Annotated in this window: 12 protein-coding genes; 7 read left to right on the top strand and 5 right to left on the bottom strand. The window is 67.9% G+C overall.

Annotated elements, in window-relative coordinates; all coding sequences use genetic code 11:
• The first annotated feature begins 94 nt into the window (after positions 1–94).
• The 3 genes from IPN02_03755 to IPN02_03745 are packed head-to-tail and all read left to right on the top strand — an operon-like array spanning position 95 to position 3,729.
• On the top strand, positions 95–913 hold the full coding sequence (locus tag IPN02_03755) for an SDR family NAD(P)-dependent oxidoreductase (protein MBK9295990.1): 819 nt from the start codon (positions 95–97) through the stop codon (positions 911–913).
• 57 nt (positions 914–970) lie between these two features.
• The gene (locus tag IPN02_03750; GenBank protein MBK9295989.1) at positions 971–2,695 is read left to right on the top strand and encodes a thiamine pyrophosphate-binding protein; all 1,725 of its coding nucleotides are present in this window, start codon (positions 971–973) and stop codon (positions 2,693–2,695) included.
• Complete coding sequence (locus IPN02_03745) at positions 2,692–3,729, top strand: NAD(P)-dependent oxidoreductase (protein MBK9295988.1); 1,038 nt, start codon at positions 2,692–2,694, stop codon at positions 3,727–3,729. Before IPN02_03750 ends, IPN02_03745 begins: the two co-directional genes overlap by 4 nt.
• An 85-nt stretch (positions 3,730–3,814) precedes the next feature.
• On the opposite strand, the gene IPN02_03740 is transcribed toward IPN02_03745, so the two are convergent.
• Entirely contained in the window at positions 3,815–4,447 is a 633-nt protein-coding gene (locus IPN02_03740; GenBank protein MBK9295987.1) for an SGNH/GDSL hydrolase family protein, read from the bottom strand.
• Between the two features lie 307 nt (positions 4,448–4,754).
• On the opposite strand from IPN02_03740, the gene ppk2 (IPN02_03735) reads away from it, so the two are divergent.
• Positions 4,755–5,642: a polyphosphate kinase 2 gene (ppk2, locus tag IPN02_03735; protein MBK9295986.1), complete on the top strand. Its 888-nt coding sequence runs from the start codon at positions 4,755–4,757 to the stop codon at positions 5,640–5,642.
• A 28-nt stretch (positions 5,643–5,670) separates the two neighbouring features.
• Positions 5,671–6,456 carry a polyphosphate kinase 2 gene (ppk2, locus tag IPN02_03730; GenBank protein ID MBK9295985.1) on the top strand — a complete coding sequence of 262 codons (786 nt, stop codon included), beginning with the start codon at positions 5,671–5,673 and terminating at the stop codon, positions 6,454–6,456.
• Between the two features lie 62 nt (positions 6,457–6,518).
• Here the strand turns inward: ppk2 (IPN02_03730) and IPN02_03725 are convergent, their stop codons facing one another.
• Complete coding sequence (locus tag IPN02_03725) at positions 6,519–8,969, bottom strand: YfhO family protein (GenBank protein MBK9295984.1); 2,451 nt, start codon at positions 8,967–8,969, stop codon at positions 6,519–6,521.
• A gap of 196 nt (positions 8,970–9,165) precedes the next feature.
• Between IPN02_03725 and IPN02_03720 the strand changes: the two genes are divergently transcribed.
• Entirely contained in the window at positions 9,166–10,983 is a 1,818-nt protein-coding gene (locus IPN02_03720; GenBank protein MBK9295983.1) for a hypothetical protein, read from the top strand.
• Between the two features lie 27 nt (positions 10,984–11,010).
• Here the strand turns inward: IPN02_03720 and IPN02_03715 are convergent, their stop codons facing one another.
• Complete coding sequence (locus IPN02_03715; protein MBK9295982.1) at positions 11,011–13,083, bottom strand: spermidine synthase; 2,073 nt, start codon at positions 13,081–13,083, stop codon at positions 11,011–11,013.
• Between the two features lie 183 nt (positions 13,084–13,266).
• The gene (locus IPN02_03710; GenBank protein MBK9295981.1) at positions 13,267–17,868 is read right to left on the bottom strand and encodes an acyltransferase family protein; all 4,602 of its coding nucleotides are present in this window, start codon (positions 17,866–17,868) and stop codon (positions 13,267–13,269) included.
• A gap of 54 nt (positions 17,869–17,922) precedes the next feature.
• Between IPN02_03710 and IPN02_03705 the strand changes: the two genes are divergently transcribed.
• Positions 17,923–19,791, top strand: a complete 1,869-nt coding sequence (locus tag IPN02_03705; protein ID MBK9295980.1) for a hypothetical protein — start codon at positions 17,923–17,925, stop codon at positions 19,789–19,791.
• On the opposite strand, the gene IPN02_03700 is transcribed toward IPN02_03705, so the two are convergent.
• Positions 19,757–21,244: a glycosyltransferase family 39 protein gene (locus IPN02_03700; GenBank protein MBK9295979.1), complete on the bottom strand. Its 1,488-nt coding sequence runs from the start codon at positions 21,242–21,244 to the stop codon at positions 19,757–19,759. The genes IPN02_03705 and IPN02_03700 overlap by 35 nt on opposite strands.
• Positions 21,245–21,266 lie beyond the last annotated feature (22 nt).

Genomic DNA, 21,266 nt, shown 5'->3' with positions numbered 1-21,266 from the left:
GAGGTGGAAGCTCACGGGTGTTGCCGAACAACCTCGGGGGGGCGGTGCGATAGACACAACGGAACGGATCCGCAGGGTCGGAGGGCAGATGGGCATGACCGCATCGACCAACTGGAACACCTTCCACGTCACCGGCGGGGGCAGCGGCATCGGCCGTCACCTCGCCGGGATGCTGGCCGGGCGAGGCGCTGCGGTGGCGGTGTTCGACCGGAACATCCCGGCCGACGCCACAGCCGAGATCGAGGCGGCTCGGAGCGACGTCGACCGGCCGGTGCACACCGCCGAGGTGGACGTGTGCGACGCCGACGCGCTGGCTGCGGCGGTCGCCGAGGCCGTGACCGCCATCGGCCCGCCACGGCTGGCGATCAACAGCGCCGGGGTGAGCATCAACGACCGCTTCGCCGAGGCGCGGCGGGAGGACTTTGAGCGCACCGTGGCGGTCAACCTGTTCGGCAGCCGCAACTTTGCCGCAGCCGTGCTTCCCCACATGGGCACGGGCTCCCGGCTGGGGCTGATCGCATCCCTGGCCGGCATCACCGGCGGTTACACCTACGCCGGGTACGCCGCCTCCAAGGCGGGCGTGATCGGCCTGGCCCGGGTGCTGCGCCTGGAGTACGCGCCCGAGGGCATCGGCGTGTCGGTGATCTGCCCGCCGGAGATCATGACGCCGATGGTGCGCCAGTACGACACCACGATGCACCCCGCTACCCGAGCGCTGAAGGACGTCGCCGGCACGCTGCCGCTCGACGAGGCATGCCGGGAGATGCTCGAAAAGCTCGGTAGGGACCAGTTCACCATCATCCCCGGGACCAAGGCACGCCGCGCTGCCCTCATGACCCGGCTGCTGCCCGAACGGGTGTCCACCGCGGTTGCCGACCGCATCGTCGCCAAAGCGCTGAAGGGTGCACGGTGAAAGCACCAATCACCGTTGCCCCTGGCCCTTTGGCCCCGCGTCGTCCATCCTCTCATGATGGCCGATGACCAAACGATGATGACCGTGGGCGAGCTGATGGCGAAGTGCCTCCAGGCCGAGGGGGTGACGTTTATGTGCGGCATCGTCGACGGTGCGCACATTCCGCTCGTCTCCCAGTTGGGCGACTACGGCATCGAGTACCTGAACACGCACCACGAGGAGGCGGCCACCCACATCGCCGAGGCCCACGCCCGCATCAGCCACAGGCCGACCGTCGTCATCGGAAACCCGGGGCCGGGCGGGGCCAACATGCTGGCCGGGCTCACCAGTGCCCATGGCGAGGGACACCCGGTGGTGGCCATTGCGTGCACCCGGCGCAGCGCCACCACCCAGCCCGAGCGAGGTGGCGCCTGGCAGGCGACCGACCTGGTGGACATGGCCAAGCCGATCACCAAGTACTCGGCGCTGATCGCGCGGGCCGACCGGGTACCCGAACTGATCCGGGCGGCCTTTCGCGCCGCCACCACCGGCCGCCATGGCCCGGCGTTTCTGGCCATCCCCGACGAGCTGCTGGCCGAGGAGATCGACATCTCGACCATGCGCATCACCCCGGCCGACCGCAACCGGGTGATCAGCATGGGTGCCGGCGACCCGGCCGCCATCGAGCGGGCGGCCGACGCGCTGGCCAACGCCGAGCGCCCCTTTCTCTATGCGGGCAAGGGCGTGGCCTGGGCGGGGGCGGCGGACGAGTTCGTGGCGCTGGGCGACCACCTCGCCGCCGCCATGTCCACCAGCCTGGGCGCACGCGGCGTGGTGCCCGAGGATCACCCCCACTACTTCCACATCTTCGACATGGCCACCACCACCGCCGTGCGCAGCGACGCCGACGTTGTGCTGGTGGTGGGCGCCCGCCTGGGCGAGTACGACGGCTGGGGCATGCCCCCGGCCTGGGGCGACCCCGACGCCCAGCACACGATCCAGATCGACTGCGACCCGATGTCGATGGGCCTCAACCGCCCGGTGGACGAGGCGGTCGTCGCCGACGCCAAGGCTGCGCTGACAGCGCTGAGCGAGGCGGTGCGGGCCCGCTGCGAACCTCGCACCGAGCTGGTCGACGCCGAGCGGTACGCCACCATGAACGCCGAGACCGTCAACAACGCGGTGCCGTTCGTGATGGCCGAGGGCACCGACGGCGTGAACCCCGGCCAGATGGTGATGGCCGCCCGCGAGTTCTTTGCCCGCGACGCCATCTGCGTGGTCGACGGCGGCAACACCACCCTGTGGGCGGTGGCGCTCAACCCCATCTTCGGACCCGACTCGTTCCTGTACTCGGTGAAGATGGGCTACCTGGGAACGGGCCTGCCCTTCGCCATCGGTGCGCAGCTGGCCGCCCCCGAACGACGTGTCTACCTGTTCAGCGGCGACGGAGCCTTCGGGTTCAACCCGATGGAGGTGGAGACGGCGGTTCGAGCGGGCGCGCCGGTGATCACCATCGTGGCGGTGGACAGCGGCTGGGGCATGGAGCGGGCGGCCCACCGGTTTAAGGGCATCGACGAAGCCCGCTACCAGGGCACCGACATCTCCCCCGACGTGCGCTACGACCTGATGGCCGAGGCGATGGGCGCCCACGGCGCCTACGTCACGGCGATGGACGAGTTCGTTCCGGCGCTGGAGGCCGCAGTGGCCTCGGGCAAGCCGGCGGTGATCCACGTGCGGGTCGACGGCGAGCTGAACACCAACGCCATCGGCTACGAGCAGTTCCAGTACAGCCGGACGCTGTGACTGAGCTCCCCGATCTCGACGGGCGCCAGGTGTTCATCACCGGCGCCAACGGCTTCGTGGGCCGGGCGCTGGCCGACCGCTGCCGGGGCCTGGGTGCCGACGTGGTCGGCCTGGACACCGATGCCGCACTGGAACGGGGCGTCGTGGCAGGCGACATCACCAATCCGGCGCCGTGGCAAGGGCTGCTACACGGCTGCGACCTCGTGATCCACACCGCTGCGGTGATGACCAACAACGTCGACCCCGCGCTGGCGTGGTCGGTCAACGTGGTCGGCACCCGCCGGGTGATCGAGGCCTCAGCCGACGCCGGGGTCGGCCGGTTGGTGCACCTGTCCTCCATGGGCGTCGCCCGGTTTGCCCAGACGCAGACCGAGGCCGTGCAGCGATTCAACCCCGGAGCGCCGCTGGACGAGCGCTGGCCGCTGATGCCGACCGGCAACCCCTACACCGACACCAAGATCGCCGGCGAGCATGCAGTTTTGGCAGCGCATGCAGCCGGCGAGTTGGCCGCCACCATCATCCGACCGGCCGACGTCTACGGGCCGGGGTGTCGGCCTTGGGTGCTGGAACCGCTGGCTGCCATCCGGGCAGGCCACTTTCTGCTGCCCAACCATGGTGAGGGGCTGTTCACCGCCATCTATGTGGACGACCTGGTCGACGGCATCCTGACCGCAGCCACCACCGAGGCGGCCGCCGGGCACATCATTCACCTGGGCGGTGAGCAGCCGGTCACCACTGCGGAGTACTTCGGCCACTTCTACCGCATGCTCGGGCTGGAGGGCCCGCCCCGCAGCTATTCCACCCGCACCGCCGTCGCCATCGCCGAGGCGGCGCGGCGCAGCTACCAGCTGGCCCACAAACCCACCGAGTTGGGCCGGGGCGTCATGGAGATGCTCAACAAGTCGCGCCCCGTCTCCAACGCAAAGGCCCACCAGCTGCTGGGCTGGGAGCCGCAGGTGAGCCTGTCCGAGGGGATGGCCCGCACCGAGGCGTGGTTGCGAACCGAAGGTCATCTCGGCGACGCCGCCAGGTGACCCACCGGTTGACGATCCGGCGACGCAGGCCACGCCGACGAGCCCCGGAGGGCGATGCCAACTACCGGGTGCCCTGAGCCGTCGGTCAGCAGCCTTCGAGCGCCGCGGCGTACAGGTCGTTGAGCTTGCGGTTGCCCTCGGTGGTGGGATGGACCGAATCCTGGGTCAGCCTGCTGACCGGCGGGTCATCGTTGTTGAGCGTCGACGAGGTCGCATCCCTCCAGTCGATGACCGAGATCCGCGGGTTCTCGTCTGTCAGCTGGTCAAAAGCGGCGTTGAACCGCACCGCGGCATCGGTGGTCACTTCTCCGGTGCGACGGTTGATCATGTGTTCGTTGATGTTGACGAGAAACACGCACCGGGCGGAGTCGTAGTAGCCGATCTCCTCCCTCAGCGCGGCGACCGAAGTGTCGACGTCCAGGTTCTCGATCACGTCGTTGGTGCCGATGTTGAAGATCACCTGATCGAAGTCGCGTGCCCCAACAAACTTGGCCTCCTGTTGGACCGCTTCGATGGTGGACCCGAAGTTGCCGGAGATCACCAGTTGGTACTCGTCTCCCAGCTGCTCGTGCAGGTCGGTCTGGTCCAAGTCGGTGATCGAGTCGCCGATGACGGCCACCGAATCGCCCTCATTGGGGTTGGCGCAGCCAGCCAGCCCACAGCTGAGCACCGCCACCGCCGCCGCCGCCAGAGAGAGCCCACCACCTCGCCAATTCATCGGAAATCCAACCTACCGGTCGAGCGGAACTCCCCTTCAGTTGCGGGTCCGTGGTGGATCGATGCCACGGCACCAACGGTGCACGCACCACGACGGCAACCGAGGAAGTAGTGTTCGGCGGTCGTGCACTGACCGCAGCCACCGCCCGGTGCCGGCCAACGCGACAGGGGACCACGTGAACGACGACACCACGACCACCGCCAAGCCCGCAAAGGCGGCCACGGCCGCCAAGAGGGCGAAGACGGCCAGGACGTCGAAGACGGCCAAAGCTTCGGCGGGTCAGCCGACCGATGACACGGCGAAGCCTCTGAGCGATACCGAGCCCGGCGATGCCTCCCAGGATGCCGGCGTGACCGAGGTGGACCGGCTGCGCAAGGAGACCAAGCGCAAAAATCGGGAGCACCGGAAGCTGGTCAAGCGAGACCGGCGCGAGGAGGACCTCAAGCCCTACCAGGTGGAGTTGCTGAAGCTGCAAAGTCACCTGGAGCACACCGACAAGCGCATGATCGTGCTGTTCGAGGGACGCGACGCTGCCGGCAAGGGCGGCACCATCCGCCGGGTCACCCGCTACATGAACGAGAAGCACTACCGCGTGGTGGCGTTGGGCAAGCCCACCGACGAGCAGCGCACCCAGTGGTACGTGCAGCGCTACGTCGCCCAATTCCCCCATGGCGGCGAGATGGTGCTCTTCGATCGCAGTTGGTACAACCGGGCCATGGTGGAGCCTGTGTTCGGGTTTTGCACCCAGAAGGAATACGACGACTTCCTGCGCGGCGTCGGGGGCTTCGAAAAAGACCTGGTGCGCCAGGGCACAGCGCTGGTGAAGCTGTACTTCTCGGTGACCAAGAAGGAACAACAGCGCCGCTTCGAACGGCGCCGCGACGATCCGCTGCGGCAATGGAAGCTGTCGGAGATCGACCTTCAGGCCCAGGAGCACTGGGATGACTTCACCACCCACAAGTACGAAATGCTGCGGCGTAGCCACACCAGCCACACACCGTGGACGGTGATCCGCTCGGAGAACAAGCACAAGGCACGCCTCAATGCCATGAAGGTGATCCTCAACGCTGTGGACTACGAGGGCCGCAACCCCGATCTCGACTTCGTGCCCGACCCCAAGGTGGTGCTCTCGGGCGCCCATGAGGTGGAGCTGATGGAGGCCGACCGCCTCCGTCGAGGCAAGTTCCGGGCCTGAGCCCGCCTACGATCCCACCGGGAGCCATATGCCCAAGAATCGCATGTCCAAATCCGACTACGAGGACGAGCTGGATGCCCTCCAACGCGAGCTGGTGAAGCTGCAGGAGTGGGTGTACGAGAAGGGTCTGCGGGTGTGCGTCCTCTTCGAAGGACGCGACGCTGCCGGCAAGGGCGGCGCCATCAAGCGCATCGTGGAGCGCACCAACCCCCGCATTGTCCAAGTGGTCGCCCTCGACAAACCGACCGAACGCGAACAGTCGCAGTGGTACTTCCAGCGCTACGTCTCCGAACTTCCGTCGGCCAGCGAGGTGATGCTGTTCGACCGCAGCTGGTACAACCGGGCCGGGGTCGAACGCGTGATGGGGTTTTGCACCGACGCTCAGTACGAGGAGTTTCTGCGCTCGTGCCCCGACTTCGAACGCATGCTGGTTCGCTCCGGCATGATCCTGTTGAAGTACTGGTTCTCGGTGTCCGACGACGAGCAGGAGCGGCGTTTCCAGAAGCGCATCGACAACATCGAGAAGCGCTGGAAGCTGAGCCCGATGGACCTGGAGTCACGTGCCCGGTGGGTGGACTACTCCAAGGCGAAGGACCGGATGTTCGCCACGACCGACACCAAGGAGTGCCCGTGGTGGGTGGTGGACGCCGACGACAAGCGCAAGGCCCGACTCAACTGCATCCGACACCTGTTGAGCTCGATCCCCTATGAGGACCTCACCTCCAAGCGCCTGGAGCTGCCACCCCGCCAGCCCGACACCTACGTCCGGCCGCCGATCGACACCCAGACCTACGTGCCCGACCACTACTCCTGAGAGCGTGGGATTGGGACGGTTCGAGGGTTGACCCGGCGGTGACCGGCGGACGTCCACGCCGCTCACAGCCGCTCCGCAGGCCGATCTGTCGGTTGTCTCCGGCCGCTGCTCCGCCCGATGAGCACCAGGCCGGCGCAGACGATCAGCGCCAGCACGCTGATGGCTGCGCCGGCGATCAGGCCCGGCGGACGGAAGCGCAGCTCCACCGTGCCGGACCTGCTCACCGGCACAGCCATATGGGAATGATTTGCCCGCAGGATGCGGACAGGTTCGCCATCGACGGTGGCGCCCCAACCGGGAGCTTCGTTGACCCCGACCAGCAACCATGTCGGCCCCGACGTCTGCACCTCAACCCTCAGGCTGTTGATTCCACGATCGGCGATCTTCGCTGACGTGGCGCCCCCTGCCGAGCCGGTGCGATTCCACGCTACGACGTCATCGGCGCTGAGGTCCGAATCCTCAACGGCAGCCTTGCTGGTCAAAATTGGGCCGTCCGCAGCGGACGAGCTTGCCAAGGCTTCGAGCACATCGACGTCACCAGGGACCACCTCCACCCGGCCATGCACCGACACCAGCCCCACCGGCTTGGCACCCTCGATGTCGCCGAGCCGGAGCAGGTTGCCGTCGGGCCCCGAATAGGCCACCTCGAAGGGGCGCAGTGGTGCGAGGGCCGGGTCGTTCGGGTCGATCTCTGGCACGGTCACCACCGCTGAGATCCCCTGGGAGCGAAACGCGTCGTAGCGGGTGAAGCTCAGCTCCAGGTTGGGCGCGAACGCACCGACCAGCGGGTCGGCCAGCACCTGTATCGCCGAGCGACCGCCGAGGTAGCGCAGCGTCTGGGCGGCTTCGAGGGGGAGGGTCGAGTCGTATCCAGACGTCGAATCGAGCCCGAGCGCAGCTGCGTGGTTGGCCGGAAACACCAACGGCCCACCCTCGGCGATTCCCACGCGATCCAACACGATCGGGGCCAGGCGTCCGCCGCGGGGGTTGTCGCTCTGCAGCGCGCGGGCCGCCTCGATCAGCGGGGTATCGGGAAACCAGTCGGCGTCGTCGCGGGTCTGGAACGGCGGGTTGAGGTTGCGGCCAAGCGGCACCAGCTGGGCGACGGTCAGCACGGTGATCAGCACCCCGGCGATCGGCACGACCGGCCAACCAACCAGGCGGTCGCCGAGGTTGGTGCCACCGAACCACCCGACCATCGCGTCGAAGCCGATCGCTGCGGCCAACACCGCGCCGAGGGCGAACCAGCCGGCCAGGCGACCGTACGGGTAGAACACGTTCATGCCGGGGACGACCTCGTAGGCCAGCCGTCTCAGAGGGCCCACCGTGGCCACCCCGGCGGTGACCAACATGATCGTGCGGGCCAGCCCGCTGCCTTGGCGGCGGCTGAAGAACCCGATGACGGCCAGCACGGCGACCAGCGTGCCGACGAAGGCCAGCCGGTAGTTCATCACCTCGGTGGTCATCGTCTCGAAGGACGGGCCCCGTAGGAAGTCGGTGGTAAACGTGGCCGCCGGGGTCTCGAACACGCCCAACAGATCGACAGCGAACGCCTCGCGCGGCGTCTGGGAGAGGTTGATCCACGTCGGCACCAGCACGACGGCGGCGAGGGCGCCCCCCAGACCGAAGGCCAGCGGCGGCCGCCACAGGTGGCCCCACGCCGTGCTGCGGTCGCCGGAGCGCCAGGCCTGCAGTGCCGAAGTGATCCCCAGCGCAGCGGCGTACAGCGCCGGGATCATCCAGATGAGCACCTGCCACAGCAGGTGGCCCGAGATCGTCAGCAGTGCGAAACCGGCTGCGGTTGCCACGACCGACCCCAAGGTCCGCCTGCGCCACATGCGGTGCACGAGCAGCGGGCCAAGCGGCAGGGCGATCATCATCGACGTCACCACCTCGAGGTGGGCCCAGCCCAGGTTGAAGCTGCCCAGCATCCAGGCGGTACCGGCGATCACCCCGGCCAGCGCCGACCGCTTGAACTCGCGACACAACAGGTAGGTGACCATGCCGCCGACGATCAGGTGGAAAGCGACGTACAGGTCGTGGGACCAGCGCTCCGGTGCCAGCGCCGCCACCAGCCTCGGCGGGTAGAGCTGCCCGCTGGTCCCGTTGGAGTACAGCGGCGCCCCGCCGTCGAAGACGTCGGGTGACCAGAACGGCAGCGTGCCCTCGTCGATGGCGTCCTGCAACAGCAGCTGCCACTGATAGGACAGGTCGGCCGAGTCGAACTGGGCCGGCACCTGCGGTGGGCCAATCTGGGCGGTCCACGGGTAGACGTCGCTCTGACGGGACCCGACCACGGAGAACGATTTGCCACCGAACAGCGGTGCCAGAAACATCGCCGCCACGAGCATGAACCACGCCAGCGCCACCAAGTGTCCCCGGAGCGTTCCTCGGGTGTGGGCGACGCCCCAGGTGTCGAAGCGATTCACGTCAGGTTCGACCTGGTGCCCCACATCCGGCGAGGCGTTGCCGAAGGTGCGAGGGTGGCCGAAGTCGATGTCGTGCCCACTCATGTGGCTACCAGGAAGCAGAGGCGTCTGCGGGTTCGGCCCCCCAGCCGGCGAAGCACTTGACTGGTCAGGTGACCTTGCATGGCGAGCCCCCCGTCGAATGATCGCTGCTGAGAGCTCAAGTTTGGCCGCCACCAGCGATGAACGGCGACTCGCCATGTTTATCGTGGGCGCTGGCTCGCTCCTCATGTTGGCCTTCGTGACGCGTGGAGTGCCTTGGCATCTCTTCAGCCCCGGCGAGTACACCTCCGACTTCTACGACGAGCAGGCCCGAGCCTTCCTGGCGGGTCACCTGGACGTCGATCCTCGTGTTGCGACCATCGAGGGCTTCACGATCGACGGGAAGACGTACTTCTACTTCGGCCCGTTTCTTGCCCTCGTCCGCATCCCGGTTGTGGGCCTGTTCGGCGGGCTCGCCGGGCGGCTGACGGCACTGTCGATCGTCATCGCCTACGCCATCTCGTTGTTCGGCGCGTTTCACCTGGCGATCGCCGTGCGTTCCGTCGTGCGCCCAATCGCCGAAAACCTGCCGGGGGACCGGTTGCGGATCGCTGCGATGATGCTCGCCGTCGGGGTATCCCCGGCCCTCTTCGCCGGGGGCTGGTTGACGATCTACCACGAGACCGAAATCTGGGCGTTGGCCCTTGGCATCGTCGCCGTGGCGGCAGCGGTGCGGCTGTTGTCCGAGCCCCGTCCCGCCTACGCCATCGTGGCCGCAACCGCAGCGGCCGCGTGCGTGCTCACCCGGGTGACCGTCGGGCTGGGGGTCACGCTGGCGGTCGGGCTGATCGTGATCCTCGCCCTGCGGCACCGCCCGCGCCCGACGTTGGCGGCCGGCGGGATCCTCGCAGCCGGGGTGGCGGCCTCGGCCGCCGTGAACTACGCCAGGTTCAGCACGCTGTTTTCGCTTCCCATGGACCGCCAGCAGATGACCGGGCTCACCCCGGCACGGGCGCAATGGTTTGCCGAACATGGCGGCAGCTTCTTTTCTCCGGAGTTCATCCCCACCAACCTGTGGGCCTACCTGCGACCCGACGCCATCGCCTTAGAGCGATTGCTTCCCATCGTTCGTTTCGGCCCCCGGGCCACCGAGATCGGGGGCGTCAACCTCGAGAGCATCACCCCGACCACCTCGCTCACCGTCTCGGCCACGCTGCTGGCGATCCTGGCCGTCATCGGGTTCGTGGCGGCCTGCCGCACCCGCAGGTGGCTGTGGATCATCCTGGCCGGCACCCTCGGCGTCGGCGGCGCCGGCAGCCTCGCCATCGGTTTCGTGGCCAACCGGTACCTCATCGACTTTCTGCTGCCGTTGGTGCTGCTCGCTGCGGTCGCGATGGCCTCCAACGTGTGGCCGGCGTGGCTCACCCGTCGACGGGCGGTCGCCGGCCTCTCGCTGCTGACCGCCTGGGGACTTCTGGTCAACATCGGGCTTGGCCTGTGGGCCGGGCTGGCCCGGGAGCCGTCGTTCACCTCGGCGCGCTATCGCGTCGACGCAGCTGCGTTCCCTGCGCCCTCACCTGCGCTCGTCGAGATCAACGACCAGACCGACCTCGACGACCGCCCGCGCCTGGGCATCGTCGGGATCGACACGACGGGGGGCACGTGCGAAGGGGTCTACATGAGCACGTTCGACGAATGGACCGTGCTGGATCTGGGGGCAAGCCGATCCCTCACCGGTGACCTCGATGTGCCCGGACGGGGTGACGACCCGGTCCTCCTGGCCGGCCGCGACAACTGGCGGATCGACGTTGATCCAACCGGTCGGGTCACCCTCACCGACGACGGTCTCGAGTCGACGCTCGTCAAGCTCGACCTGCCCGTGGGCGATCCCCTCCCGGTCGAGGTCACGCTCGACCCGGTCTCAGGGTTCGCCGGCCTGAGGGTCGGCGAGGAGTTCACCTTTCTTCCACCGTCGCTGATCGGGAGCGCTTCCCCGTTGGACGGCGAGTTGGACGTTCAACCCTCCAACGAGCTCTGCACCTTGCTGCAAGAACGCATCGGGAGCCCCCAGGGGTGACGCCCGGGCGCCCTCGCCCCGCTGGGCTCAGGTTCCCACCGACGACGTCCCGACAGACGCCGAGCCGCCCGCCATGTACTTACGACCGGTCAAGAAGGCTGCGCCGTAGAGCAGGGCGACGATGATCAGCAACGCCCGGTATCCGGTGATCAGAGCCAGGTACTCGAGCACCCCACCGAACATCGCGCCCAGCAGGTTGGCACCAAAGGCGGTCACCGAGTCGCCGGTGTCCTTGAAACGCTGGGTAAACACCAGGTTGGCCGTGAAGATCGGGAAGAACGCCAGGACGACCGCCGCCAGGAACCTTGGGATGATCGGCAGGCTGAGGAGCGCACTACCCGGCAGCAGCCAGGCGACCACCAGCGAGACAAGCAGCGCGCCGTAGAGCAGTTCCGGGCGCTTGAACGTGACGCGTTGAGAGACAGCTACCGCCACGAGCACGCTCATCAACACCCCGGCAAAGACCAACGCGTTGACGAACCACGTGGTCCCGAACAGCAGGGCGAACTGCACGACGTTCTTGGTCTCCAGCAGCAGAAACGCGACGCCCATGAAGAAGAGGTCGCTGAAGCGAAGCATCGGCTTGAGCGGGCCTGCGGTCAGCCGGATGGCGAACAGTGAGACGACCAGGATCAGGGCCAGGCTGATGACGTAGAGCGACGGCAGCGTGCGCGTTCTCAGGTACGGGAAGGGGTGATCGTCGGTTGCCGCTTCGGGCACCGAATCGGAACTGGCGGCCCAGGTGCTCGCCACCGCCGGCGCATCGCAGTTGATCGAGGCCTCATTCTTGGCTGCGATGAACGCGTCCAAGGAGATGTCCTCCTCGCCCAACCCGGGTGCCAGCTCCTGGAAGCAGGGCTCATGACCGTAGACGTCGGTCAGGGTGGCCCCGTAGCGATCGATCAACCAGTCGTTGCGGTAGTAGTTGAACATGGCGAACACGCCGTCATCGTTCAACCGGTCCCGTGCCGTCGCCAGCGCCTCCTTGGTGAAGAGGTAGCTCTCGAGCCGCAGCGACGACTGGCCCGAGATCAGGGTGATCGAATCGGGCAACGCCAACAGGATGAGGTCGTACTCGGTCGTCGAACGTTCGAGAAAGGCCCGGCCGTCATCGATGTGCACGTCGACCCGGGGGTCGGAGTACGGCTGATCGGGATGATGGTCCCGACCGAGTTCGTACAGGACCGGGTCGATCTCGACCGCGTCGATGTGTTTGGCGCCCTTCTGGAGGGCCAACGCCACGTCGTTGCCGCCACCGGCGCCGATGATCAGCACGTTGTCGAGCTTCGGCGGCTGCGCCGTCTCGTACACGGCCTTCCCTTGGGCGTTCTCGCCTTCGAGGTGGGCCTGGTGGGGCACACCGTTGACGCTGATGAACAGGTTCTGGTTGTTCTCGGAGGTCTCGGAATAGGAGACCTTGTAGTACGGCGACCACAGGTTGCCCGCGGTGAACGACTCGACGGCCAACACCACTACCAGCGCGATCCCAGCGCCGACCTGGGTCAGCGACGGCCGCTGCGGCACCAACAGGGCTGCCACGACGATGACGGTCACGACACCCCAGACCACCGGGGAGAGCCGCAGAAAGCTGAGGATCGAGAACCCGAGGATGCCGGCGACGCTGCCGACCAGGTCCCACTTGTAGGCCTCCAATGCCTCAAACCTGCCGAAGGTCCGCGCCACCCCTTCGCTGATCAGGGCCATCACGGTCGCCGAGAAGAAGAAGACCACCGCCAAGATGACCTCCCGCGGGGGCCCCTTTGGCGTCAGCGTGGAGAAGAAGAAGACCGACGGGTCGTCCTGGCTGATGTTGACCGGGAACACGGCGACCAGGAGGACGAAGAGGGCCAGGGCAACCGGTGCGGCGCCCGACAGGTCAACCTTCTTTCGTGCCCGCAGGAAGCCCAGACCGATACCCAGAAAGCTCCCCAGCAACACGAAGTTGGAGAAGTACGACAGGTAGATGATGTTGGAGCCGGACCAGCGGATCAGCGCCAACTCGACGAACAACATGAGGAAGCTCAGGGCGATCAGCCGATGACGGTCGCTCAGGCGCCCGGAGGTGGCCAGAGACGGGATCTGACGGGTCCAGCGGGGCATGTCCGACGCTGACGCGTCCCCCTCGGAGGAAGGCACCGTGCCGGAATCGTCAGCTGCCATGGATTCTCCTCACGAAACGGTGAGTGGTTGGGGCGGGGCGTTGCGGGGGGGTGCCGGTGGAGGCGAGCAGACTCTAGTGGCGGCGGCCAGACGCCCTGAATGCGAGCGATCGTCCCCGGTTGGTCAGTCTCGGGCAGGCGGGGTTTCGACCGGGGTTGGGGGCAGCTCGTCGGGACAGCCCTCGGCGGGGCGCCGCTGCCACAGCTCGAAGCTATCGCCATAGGAGCGATACCGACAGAAGTTCTGACGCAATACCTCGTTGGGCCGGTCCGACCCCGGTTCGACGGATGAATTGGCCTCGTCCCAGGCGTCCCAAACGTGGGACAGGATGATCCAGTCGGCAGTGCCCACGTCGTCGGCCAGGCCGGAGTCGGCGGCGTCGGCGATGCCCGGGTCCATCTCGATGTAGCGGGTGGCGGGCGTGAGATCGCCGAAGATGTAATACCAATAGGCGTCGCTATAGGGGGTTCTCGACAGGTCGGCCGGCCCCACCAACAACCGCTGGCCGGGCTCGGACAGGGCGTCGAGGTCCTCGGTCAACTGTTGGGCTGCGACCGTGATCGCCGATCCGCCGAGCCAGAAGTTTCGGCCATTTCGGTTGAGCGACCATTCATCCGGGGGCGGCGACCCCGCCGACTCGGCCACGCGGTCGAGATACGGGCGCACCGTGTAGATCGGGGCAACGACCACCAGCGCCACGACCAGGCCGCCCCCCAGGGCGGCGGCCCACGTTCCGCGGAGCGGCGCTCGAAACCAGTGCCGCGTGAGCTGGAACAGCAACGCCGGCACCAGCGGGATGACGATGCAGCCGACCCACGCCAGGTGGGTCGTGTCGGCTCGCTGGAGGCCCTGGGGCAGGATCCCCACCACGAGCGGCGCCACCAACATGGTGGTGAGCACCGCCCGGTCGCCGCGCATCGCATCGGCGTTCCATGCCCAACGGCGGCCCGTCACGGCGGCGGTCACCACCGCCAGGGCCGTGCTGGCGATCAGCAACACAAACCACAAGAACACCTGCTGGGAGGGTGCCGGCATGGGCAGCGGCCAGCTGGGAACCTCGATCATGGCGACCCGCTGGGCGAACCCGTCGATGAACCCCCAGGATGGTGGCACGGGCAGGGCCCGACCGCCGCGCAGGTCGAAGACCGGCTGGGTGATCATGCCTTCGATGGCGGCGCTGGGCCCGGCCATCGCCACCTGCACCAGGATCAGCGAGCCCACTGCGGCGAGCCCCGCTGCGGCGCGCCACAACAGCCGGCGTCGCTCCCCCGCCAGCCAGACCGCCACGCCGGCGATCAGACCAACGGTCAACACCAGGTCGGGCCGAAACAGCAGCGCTGCACCGGCGAGCGCGCCGGCCGCCACCAGCCAACCGGTGCCCCGGACCTCGTTGTCCAGCGCTCGCCGCAGAGCGACGACCGAGCAGACCAGCAGCGCCAGGCCACCGTTCCACGCCATCGCAGCCAGGCCAACCGCCGTGAACGAGATGATGACGCACACCACCCCGGCTGCGACCATCAACCGCCGACCCCATGCCCTCGCCAGCGCGGCAACGCCGCCGACAATGCCGAGCAGCTGGATCAGACCAAACCACCGTTCTGCGGCCAGGTTGACCCCGAACACCTTGAACCAGCCGGCCAGGGCCCACAGGCTGCCCGGACCATAGAGGTGCAGGAAGTCGGCGTTGGGGACATCGCCCGAAAGCACCCGCTCCGGGAAGGCCAGCATGAAGCCCTCCTCCATCGGCACGCCCTGCCGCCGAAGCAGTTCCCGCAGCGGCGCGAGGACGGCGACGGCGATGATGGCGATGCCCACGCCGCTGCGCCACCCCGGGTGATCGGCCCACCAACGACCCGGGCTGGCCCGCCACCACGCGGCGACGGCGGCCGCCCTGGAGTGGTTGCCACCCGGTGGCTCCGGCTCGCTCGCCTCAGCCGGGTCGGTGTCCTCGACCGGGTCGGTGCTCTCAACCGGCTCGGCCTGCTCGGCGCCGGTCGGCTGCGAAGCGAGCTCGATCAACGCAGGCCCATCGCTTGCGAGCAGCCGGGCGGCCAACGGTGAGGTCAACAGGCGAGGCGCCGCCCACCTCGTGGCCGACGCCAGTGCGACTGCGGCGGCCACGATGACGGCCAAGTCCAACGGGGGACGGAATCGCACGTGCCCGTAGACCACGACGGTGACGGCCATCACCATCGTCACCTGCGACCACAGTGGCCACGTCCACACGCCGCGCCGGCGCAACAGCCACGACCCAGCCGCCGCCAACGGCAACATGGCCCACCACATCACCTGACCGAACTGGGTCCACCCCAACGGTCGTCCCTCGATCGACAAGATTCTGGCGCCCTGTGCCGGTCGGTACACCTCGAGCATCCGTCCGACGCGAGCCGCGACAACGACCGGCCAGCGGCTCTTGTGGCTCATCGCGTAGTCGATGCCCTTGTCGCGCCAGAACTTCACCCGCACCGCCTCGTCGCGGGGCTCCTGAACCACCTCGCGCTCGCGCTCCTGGCACGGGAAGGACCAGTAGCCGATGAAGTCGCCGTAGTAGCTGTCGACGCAGTTGGCGTAGTACAGCACCTCATCGGAATTGGACGAGATGGTGATCGGCTCGTCGAAGGCGGTCATGTTGCGGGCCACCCACGGCGCGATCGGCAGGGTGACCGCCAAGGCCGCCAGCACCAGCCGCAGCGATCGCTCGCGCCAGTTCAGGACATGGTCGTTGGCGCCACGCCCGTCCTCGCCGGACCGCTCAACCTCGTCGAACGCCTCACCCGCATCGTCGGCGGCGGACCGCTCAGCCCGGACTCGCCAGCGGGTCCGGAGATCCTTCAGCATCCGAAGCGGCCGTGGACCGAAGAACACCAGCGGCGCCACCAGCAGCGGCGCCAGGATGAGCGCCTCGCCCCGGGTGAGCACCGCCCCGGACACGGCCAGGCCCAGCCACACCGCACCCCACCGGCTGGGCCGGTCGTAGTAGAGGTAGGCCGCCCATACGGTCAAGGCGATGAACAGGGTGAAGAGGCCCTCGGACCACAGGATTCCGTCGACGATCCAGAACTGCGGGTAGAACGCAGCGATGGCGGCCGCGATCCACCCGGCCCAGTCGCCGCCCACCCGCCGGGCGATCAGGCCGATCATCACGACGACGCCCACGCCGGCGAGGATCGACAGCGTCTTGTGGGCCAGGTAGGTGTCGGCACCCAGAAACGATGAGATCGACAGGTACATCGAGTACAGCGGAGGATGGATGGCGGTCGGCTCCAACGTCCCGTCCTGCACCCACCTGAACGGCTCCGAGAAGCCCCGACCGGCGCTGAGCAGGCCGGCCTGGATGTGGTAGTAGAACGGGTCCCCGCCGTCGGGGAGCACCGTGGTGATGTGCAGTATCGAGACCAGGCGCCACAACAGCCCTGCGGCCCCGATCGCCGACAACCCCTTGGCGAACGTGCTGATGCGACGCGAACCAAGCCGCATCGCCGGCTGCTCCACCAGTTGGAACAGCAACCAACTGCTGACGAGCACCACCGGCACCACGAAGACGCTCATCTGCCAGATCGGAATGGCGAACTCGTCCTGCGGGCGGCGCGACAGGAAGATCCCGATCACCAGGATCTGCGTCAGGTAGATGCCATAGGAGATGCGCCCGAGGAACCGAAACGGCGCCGAGCCGAGCAGGCGGGGCCCAAACCAGTTGCTGCGCACCCCCACGACGGCGGAGACGACCAGCCCGCCGCCGATCGCGGTGTAGAGCAGGTGACGGGCCCATTCCTGCCCCGGCGAGTACAGCAGCGACTGAACGGAGAGATCCACCCAGCTCGACGACACCACAGCGAACGCAACCAGAGCAACGACCGCTCCGGCGATGGAGATCGCTCGCCCCGACGCCCCGGGCCACCCGTCGACGGTGACCTCGCCCCGATCGGACGCCGACCGGGACCGCTCCTCCCGTCCCGCCTGGATGAGGGCCAGACCCATCCCGACGGCGAACGTGTCGAGGTGGTTGAAGATCCACGCCTTCAGCGAGATGACGGTGAGCGGATCGACCACACCCTGCGAGCCGGTCTGGCCCGAGACCCGCACCTCCAGCGACACCAGCCAGGCTCGAAAGGCGAACCCCACGACAACCATGGCCGCCAGTCCAAACCACTGGTTTCTGATGCGGGCGGACCGCGACGATGCCGGGATGCGCGAGATGGCAAAGGCGAAGATCGGCAGGAACGCGTAGAAGGCCAGCTCGGTCGAGAGGCTCCAGGCCTGCGGGACCGGGTTGTCGAAGGTGGACGGGGTGTAGATGTGGGTCAGCGTGAGGTAGCGGGCCAGCTGCGACGCGGTCATCGGCATGCCGCGCCCGTAGATGAACGCCGAGATACCCATGACGACCAGGTAGGCCGGAAAGATCCTCAGGAGTCGGCGGCGCGCGTACCCGCGAACATCGGGACGCGAACGGTCCCCGGTCAGCGAGCGTGCAAACGGCAGGTAGAGCAGGTACGCGGAGATGACGAAGAAGATCGTGACGCCAACATCGAGCCGCCCGGTGAAACGCGCGTACCAGTACTGGTTTCCGCTCGCAGAACTCGCCAGGTGGGTCACGAGAACGGCGATGGCGCCGACCGCCCGCAGCCCCTCGAGTGGCTGGTTGCGCCAGCCGCGGGACCGTGTGGCCTGGCCCGTTCCGACCGACTGGCTGGTAGCTGCCGGCGCAGTGGCGTCGGAGGGGGTCACTGGCGCAACTCTAGTTGCTGCGGAAGATGCCCACTGAAGGTAGCGTCGGCGCTCATGCCACCGCCGCCGACCAACGAAAACGACCTTCGTTGGACCTCGCCGAGGTGGCGCAACTCGGACGTCACGCTGCCGATCGTCGCGCTGCTCGTGCTCATCCCGCTGGCCGCCACCGTGGTGGCGCTGGCATTTCGAGACTGGTATCCCACCGGCGACCTGGCCCAGGCCGCCATGCGCATGCTGAGCTTTCCCGATCATCCCCCGCTGGTCGGGGCGGCCGGCCGGATCATGTCCGACGCAGGCGTCCAGGGCAACCATCCGGGACCCGCGTTCTTTTGGGCGCTCTACCCCTTGTACCTGCTGCTCGGTCGGTCGTCGTGGGCGCTCGAAAGCGCCGTCGCCATCATCGGGACCATATGGATCGGTGTGGGCCTGTGGCTGGTGCGCCGGGTGGCGGGCACCAACGTACTGATCTGCATCGCCGTGACGTTCGCCGTGCTGCTCGGCGGGTACGGCCTCGACGCCGGCACGCAGCCGTGGAATCCCTGGATGGCGCTCTGGCCCTTCACCGTTCTGACGCTGGCCACCTGGGCGGCGCTGCAGGGGCATCGCACGCTGCCCCTGGCCGCCTTCGCCGCATCCTGGTGCGTGCAGGCCCACGTGGGATACGCCGTGGTGGCGCCGGCGTTGCTCGTGTTCGGTGTGGCCGGCCTGGGTGGGCAGCTGTGGTGGGCCGGGCGTCGCGACGATGACGCCTGCTCACCGGTTGTCGGCCGGTCCACCGCCTCGACGTTTGGCCGGGACATCGCCCTGACCTTCGCCGTCGGCCTGTTGGCCTGGTTGCCGCCGCTGATCAACCAGTTCACCAACGACCCGGGCAACCTCACCATCCTGTGGCAGCACTTCACGGCGCCGGAGGAGGCCGTTCTGGGCCTCCGACAGGCACTGTCGATCACCGTGCGCATGCTCGACCCGTTTGGGCAGTGGCTCAACGGAGGCACCGAGATCGAGGGGTCCCTGTGGATCGGCGCCGCTTTCGCGGCCGCCTGGGCAGCCACCGGTGTGCTGGCCTGGAAGAAGCAGTGGTGGATCATCCTTCGCCTCGACGCCACGATCGCCGTCGGCATCGTGGCGACCGTCCTCTCGATCTCTCGTGCGTTCGGCGTCGTGTTTCTCTACCTCTTTCGTTGGACGTTCACGTTCACCGCACTGATGCTGGTGGCCACCGCTTGGACGCTGGTGAGGGCGGCTCGTGAACGAGCGACCGACCGGGCCACCACGAGCGGGTGGCAATTGCCTGCCCCGCTGCTTCGGCTGACGCCCTGGATCGGCATCTTTGTGCTCGCCGGCCTCGCAGCGGCCAACACGGCACGGATGGTCGGCGAACCGATCCCTTACGCCGAGAGCTGGGAGGCCGTCGCAGAACTGGCGCAACCGACGGCCGCCGGCCTGGAAGAGGATCAGCTCTACGACGTGCGCTGGGACGACCCGCTCAACCTGGGGGGAATCGGCTTCGGGATGATGCTCGAGTTGGAGCGGCAGGGCTACGACGTGGGTGCACCCTCCAACTTTGCGGCCGCCGTTGAGCCCCACCGGGTCCTCAAGCCCGGTGAGGCAGACACCGACCTGTGGGTGGTGACCGGGCCGAGGGTCGCCGAGTGGCGCCGCAGCGCCGAAGCCACCGAGATCGCGGCGGCCGACCTTCGAACCCCGGCGCAACTGCAGCAGACCGAGCGCCTACAGCGCGAGATCGATAGCGAGCTCGCCGACCTGGGGATCGACTACGACCCGTCTGCGCCGGTTGCCGCCTACCTCTTCGGGGAGGACCTTCCTCGCGCTACCTACGACAAGCTGGCAACGTTGATCGATCTCGGCGACGAGACCGCCGTGTTTACCGCTCCTCCGGGCTTCCTTCCAAGCGACTGAGCCCGGCCCGCTCGGGCTCGTCGGCCGTGCCGGGCGGACCGAACAGGCTGGCGGCCAACAGGATGAGGAACGGGATGACCGGCACCTTGAACCGGGGGTCGCCAAAGAAGGCCAGCGGCACGACCGCCAGGATGATCATCGTCCACACGAAGATCTGACGGCGCGTCGTGTGCCACCACTGGCGACGCCAGAACAGGGCAACGAGGCCCCCGATGGCCACCAGCGCATAGGCGCCGTTGGCGGCGATGCGCAGCGCACCCTCCTGCCACGGCGCCAGCCACTCCTCGTCGATGTAGTTCTGGACGACCAGCACCGCATCGTCGTCGGCGTGGAACGTATGGTAAATCCGGCTCACCATGAGGCGGGGTTCCTCGCCTGGGTTGTCGATCGTCCAGCGGATCGCCCGCTTGGTCAGCTCCTTGTCGTGGGCCACCTCGGCTGCCGTGCCGTCGGCAACGTCCCCGGCCTCGGCGACGCAGCCGGGCCTCAGATGGAACCCACCGGTGGCCTGGCTGGTGTGGCCGATGCACAGGTTGTCGCCTGTGTTGGTCGAGATCAGCACCGGTTCGTCCATACGCACAACGTTGCGCACCGTCCATGCCCCGATCACCGCGCCGGTGGCGACGATGGCGACGGCGCTCCAACGCAGCGCTGAGCGGCGATCCCAGCTCCGGGCATCGCCGTCGTCGGCCCGGCCGTCCCGACCCCGAAGCCAGACGATGACCAGGACCACCAGCGCCGGAAGTGCCAGCGGTCGCACCAGCGCCGCCAGGCCGAACAGCAGGCCAAATCCCCCCGCCCGAAGCACGCCCTGGCGAAGTGACCAGGTCGAGAAGGGCACGGCCAGCAACACGTACAGCGCTGCGACGAGCAGGAAGATGTACAGGGTCTCGCCGAGCACGCCGGCGGTGTGCATCACCAGGTTGGGGTACAGCGCCAGGATCAGCGCGGCGACCAGCCCAACCTTGCGCGACCACAGGCTGCGACCGAGCAACCCGAGCAAGTAGATGCTGGCAGCGCCCAGACATGCCTGAACGAGGGCGACCGCCTGGGGGAGCCAGTTATCGAGCAATCCGAACGGGCGCAGTACCGCGGCGATCGCCCCGACGAACAGCGGGTAACCGGGCGGGTAGTAGGCGGTGGGCTGACCGGTGGAAAAGTCGACATAGCCGTTCCCCAGCGCGATGTCGCGGCCGGCGGTCAGGTATCGCATCGGGTCGGTGAGGCCCACGGGCTGACGCGCTGCGATGAGGACCCACACCAACCGCAGCACCAGGCCGGCGGCGGTGATCATCAACAACCGTCTGTGAAACGAGCCGTCCGACCCGGCGGTGCCGTCGGTGAGCGGGTCGCGAGACGAGTGATCGAGGCCCGCGTCACTCCCAGCCGGGGAGGCACCGGCGTCGCCGACCGTCACCGGCGCAACGCTCGGCTCCTGGACTGGTTCGGCCACGCCGAGAGCGTAGTTGTCGGGG

Source organism: Candidatus Microthrix subdominans (assembly GCA_016719385.1).
Lineage (GTDB): Bacteria > Actinomycetota > Acidimicrobiia > Acidimicrobiales > Microtrichaceae > Microthrix > Microthrix subdominans.
Note: the sequence above shows the minus strand (reverse complement) of the source record. Positions and strands in the feature narration are given on the sequence as shown.

Bases quoted from the DNA above. Each gene is read 5' to 3' on its own strand.
- IPN02_03715 (MBK9295982.1), bottom strand. From the start codon at position 13,083: ATGCCCCGCTGGACCCGTCAGATCCCGTCTCTGGCCACCTCCGGGCGC.
- IPN02_03740 (MBK9295987.1), bottom strand. From the start codon at position 4,447: ATGAATTGGCGAGGTGGTGGGCTCTCTCTGGCGGCGGCGGCGGTGGCG.
- IPN02_03755 (MBK9295990.1), top strand. From the start codon at position 95: ATGACCGCATCGACCAACTGGAACACCTTCCACGTCACCGGCGGGGGC.
- IPN02_03705 (MBK9295980.1), top strand. From the start codon at position 17,923: ATGCCACCGCCGCCGACCAACGAAAACGACCTTCGTTGGACCTCGCCG.
- IPN02_03725 (MBK9295984.1), bottom strand. From the start codon at position 8,969: ATGAGTGGGCACGACATCGACTTCGGCCACCCTCGCACCTTCGGCAAC.
- IPN02_03750 (MBK9295989.1), top strand. From the start codon at position 971: ATGGCCGATGACCAAACGATGATGACCGTGGGCGAGCTGATGGCGAAG.
- ppk2 (MBK9295985.1), top strand. From the start codon at position 5,671: ATGCCCAAGAATCGCATGTCCAAATCCGACTACGAGGACGAGCTGGAT.